The sequence below is a fragment of the Psychrobacter sp. T6-1 genome (assembly GCF_052258445.1).
Window position 1 is genome coordinate 1 of the sequence record NZ_JBQQFC010000813.1, and the last position, 536, is coordinate 536.

Annotated in this window: 1 protein-coding gene and 1 pseudogene; both read right to left on the reverse strand. The window is 42.7% G+C overall.

Translation table 11 applies throughout. The features are described 5' to 3' along the window. Nucleotides 1–326, reverse strand: a 326-nt coding sequence (locus ACTXGO_RS16120) for a DDE-type integrase/transposase/recombinase (protein ID WP_443575236.1), incomplete at its 3' end; no start/stop codon positions are given. A gap of 15 nt (nt 327–341) precedes the next feature. Then, a pseudogene (locus tag ACTXGO_RS16125) lies at nt 342–386 on the reverse strand (hypothetical protein); the annotation flags it as partial. Nucleotides 387–536 lie beyond the last annotated feature (150 nt).

Consider the following 536-nt stretch of genomic DNA (forward strand, 5'->3'; position numbering starts at 1 on the left):
TGATCTGAATGTAGCATTAGCTTCTTGTCACGACTGGCTTTAGTCTTGTCCAGCGCACAATCTAGCATTCGACTGACTAAATCATAGGTGGGCCTTCTTGAGAGCGTATAACTGATAATCTCATTGTTATAACAATCGAGTATTGGCGATAAATATAATTTGTTATCACCGACCTTAAACTCGGTAATATCAGTGAGCCAGCGCTTATGTGGACGACTGGCATGGAACCGACGCTTTAAATGATTCTTCGCTATTTTACCTTGTTGTCCCTTATATGAGCGCCACTTCTGCCGTCGAATCCGTGCACTGAGCTTCAACTGTTTCATAAGCTTGGCGATAAGCTTATGGTTATGATGAACCCCTAGCTGCTTTAGTGCAGCCGTTATTCTACGATAACCATATCTGCCTCAGTGCTTGTGGTATAAGGTGGTGATACGCTGTTTTAAATCAGCGTATGTGTCTTTATTGCAAAGCTGCGCTCTATGATAGTAGAAGCTACTCCGCGCAAGCTTTGCTATGGTTAGTAAGTCAGATAA